Here is a 3,158-nt window from a genome sequence, read left to right as displayed (position 1 = left end):
GAGGGCGTAGAGCCCGCCCAGCAGGATCCCCTGCACGATGGTGTTGACGTATTCCATCCTAGCTTCCGAAGTACGCTGCGAGGATCTCGGAGCGATCGAAATCGTCCGGGCGGCCGGCGAGGCTGACCTTGCCCTCGAGGAAACAGTAGATGCGGTCGGCCGCGCCGAGGGCCGCGTTGAGGTCCTGCTCGACGATGACGATGGTGGTGCCGCGCTTCTTGATCTCGCCGATGGCGGCGTAGACGTCCTTGATCGCCGCCGGCGACAGCCCGAGGCTGATTTCGTCGCACAGCAGCACGCGCGGATTGGTGATCAGCGCCCGGCCGATGGCGACCATCTGCTGCTGGCCGCCCGACAGGGTCGGCGCCAGCTGCTCGGCACGCTCGCGCAGGATGGGGAACAGGTCGCAGATGGTCTCGTAGGACCAGCCGCGTTCGCCGCTCTTGCCGTTCTCGCCCATCCTGAGATTGTCGGCGACCGACATGGAGGGGAACAGGCGGCGGCCTTCCGGCACGAGTGCGATGCCCGACTTGACCATCTCGTAGGCGGGCCTGCCGCCCACCGGCCTGCCGTCGAGCAGGATGCCGTCCGGCCGGGTCCTGACGAGGCCCGCCAGCGCCTTGAGGAAGGACGACTTGCCGGCGCCGTTGGCGCCGATGATGGCGACGGTCTCGCCCTCATCGACATGGAAATCGACGCCGAACACCGCCTGGAAGTCGCCATAGTGGACTTCGAGGCGCCGGGCCTCCAGCAGCGCGGTCATGCCGCGACCTCTTCGTCGATGCCGAGATAGGAGCGGCGCACTTCCGGGTCGTGCATCACCGCGTTGGGCTCGCCGTCGGCGATCTTGCGCCCGAACTCGAGCACGATCAGCCGGGTCACCACCGAGAGCAGCGCGTGCACCACGTGCTCGATCCACACGATCGTCACGCCCTGCCGGTTCACCTGCTTGATGAACTCCACCAGTTCGTGGCACTCCGCCTCGGTCAGGCCGCCGGCGATCTCGTCGAGCAGCACGATGTCGGGCTCGGTGGCGAGGGCGCGGGCCATCTCGAGCCGCTTGCGATTGAGCAGGGTGAGCTTGCCGGCGAGCGTATTGGCGTGCGCGGCGAGCCCGGTGCGCTCGAGGATCGAGCCGCAGAAGGCGTTGGCTCCCCGGTGCCCGTGCTCGCGGCCGTATTCGGCAGCGACGAGCAGGTTCTCGAACACCGTCAGGCTCTCGAACGGGCGGGGAATCTGGAAGGAGCGCCCGATGCCCGCCACGCAGCGCTTGCGCAGCGAGACATCGGTCACGTCCTCGTCGGAGAGATAGACCTTACCGGCATCGGGCGTCAGGACGCCGGTAATCAGGTTGAACAGGCTCGACTTGCCGGCCCCGTTGGCACCGATGATGCCAAGGGCCTCGCCGCGGGCGACTTCGAGGTCGATATTGTCGGCCACGACGACGGCCCCGAAGCGCTTGGTGACGCCGGCAAGCTTGAGGATCATCTTGTTACTCGATGGCTTCCATCTTGCCGCCCAGCGGAATCTCCGGGTGGGCAGCGTTCTCGACGATCACCAGGTCGTACTTGCCGTCCTTGTAGCGCCACTGACCGCCGACCAGCGGGGTCTTGGAGACGTTGGCGGCGACGGCCGGGGGCAGGCCCTCGGCGCCGAACTGCACATGGCCGACCACGGTGTCGAGGTTGGTCGCGGCGATGGCGTCGGCGAGCGAGTCGGCATCGAACGGATCCTCGGCGCGCTTGACCGAGTCGACGGCGACCTCGAACAGCGCGTGGATGAAGCCGATCGGCTGCGTCCACGGACGGCTGGTCGCGGCGGTGTAGCCGGCGGCCAGTTCACCCGCGCTCGCCCCGCTCAGCGAGGACTTGAACGGATGCGAGGCCGACCACCACACTTCGGTGGAGAGGTTGTTGCCGATCGGGCCGAGCGCCTCGACGGCGACCGGGAACAGGATGGCCTTGGCGATCGAGGCCACCTTGGGCTTGAAGCCCTGCTGGTTGGCCTGCGTCCAGAAGGTGGTGAAGTCGGGCGGGATCACCACGCCGGTGACGATGTCGGTATTGGCTTCCTTGAACGCGTTGATCTGCGCGGTGAAGTCGTCCGACAGGTTCTGGTAGCGACCCGGGTCGATGGTGGTGTAGCCACCCGCCTTGAGCGCCGGCGGCAGGCCGACATCCGGGTTGCCCCAGGCATTGCCGTCCGCATCGTTGGGGAACAGTCCGCCGACCTGCTTGTTGGTCTCGAGCTGGTTCCACATCCCCTGGTAGGTCGCGATGACGTCCTCGAGGCCCCAGAAGAAGTGGTAGGTGTAGCGGAACGACTCCCAGGTGGAGGGATCGGCCGGGTTGGCCTGGCGTTCGATGAACCAGGGCTGCCACGGCGCGATGGTCGAGATGCAGGGGATGCCCTCGATCTCGCACTGCGCCGAAACCGGGTTGGCGGTTTCGGGCGTCGAGGCCACCACGATCAGCTGCACTTCGTCATCGACGATCAGCTCGCGGGCCACTTCGGCGGCGCGGTTCGGGTTGGACTGGCTGTCGCGCACGATGACTTCGAACTTCACCGGACCCTTGGCGGTCTCGATGGTGCCGCCGAGCAGCTCGGTGACCTGGCTGACGACGAACTCGTCGGCTTCGGCGAAGGCGGCCAGCGGACCGCTCTGCGGGGTGACGTAGCCGATCTTGATGGTGGTGTCCTGGGCGAGGACGCCCGGGGCCATCGCGGCCAGTGCGAGGACCGATGTGGCCCCCAGGACTACGCGCCGGGTCACCGACGCGCCTTGCAAGAGGTTGGGCATTCTACTCCTCCGATGTGAGTTGCTTTGGACCGGCCCTGCCAACAGGCCGGTCGAATTGTGGTTGTCCGCTTTCAGACCCTAGGGGAGCGGCAGTGTGCGATCCTGCAAACCGTCGCGCCGATCTTGCATAAAACGATCAGTTCAGTTGCGTTTGGACCGCCGGTAGGCGGCGGGCGTCGTGCCGCAGTGCCGGTGGAACAGACGCGTCAGGTGCTCCTGGTGGGCGAAGCCGCACTCGTAGGCGATCTCGGCGATGGAGACGCTGGTCTTCTCCAGCAGCCGGCGCGCCTTCTCGATGCGCAGGGAGATCAGGTAGCGATGGGGCGGCATGCCCAGCTCGGTCCTGAAGATCCTGGCG

The 3,158-nt window shown here is 66.9% G+C and carries 4 protein-coding genes; all 4 read right to left on the bottom strand.

The genetic code is table 11. The features are described from left to right. Positions 1–58: 58 nt before the first annotated feature. Complete coding sequence (locus tag ACE3TU_RS20655; protein ID WP_374627676.1) at positions 59–763, bottom strand: ABC transporter ATP-binding protein; 705 nt, start codon at positions 761–763, stop codon at positions 59–61. Continuing rightward, a complete protein-coding gene (locus ACE3TU_RS20650; protein WP_374627674.1) occupies positions 760–1,488 on the bottom strand; it encodes an ABC transporter ATP-binding protein in 729 nt (242 codons plus the stop codon). Before ACE3TU_RS20650 ends, ACE3TU_RS20655 begins: the two co-directional genes overlap by 4 nt. Before the next feature lie 4 nt (positions 1,489–1,492). Continuing rightward, entirely contained in the window at positions 1,493–2,800 is a 1,308-nt protein-coding gene (locus ACE3TU_RS20645) for an ABC transporter substrate-binding protein (RefSeq protein ID WP_374627672.1), read from the bottom strand. 141 nt (positions 2,801–2,941) lie between these two features. Continuing rightward, on the bottom strand, positions 2,942–3,158 hold a 217-nt coding region (locus ACE3TU_RS20640), incomplete at its 5' end, for a helix-turn-helix domain-containing protein (RefSeq protein ID WP_374627670.1).

The sequence above is a fragment of the Devosia sp. genome (genome assembly GCF_041917035.1).
Taxonomy (GTDB): domain Bacteria; phylum Pseudomonadota; class Alphaproteobacteria; order Rhizobiales; family Devosiaceae; genus Devosia_A.
This window is presented reverse-complemented; position numbering and strand designations above follow the sequence as displayed.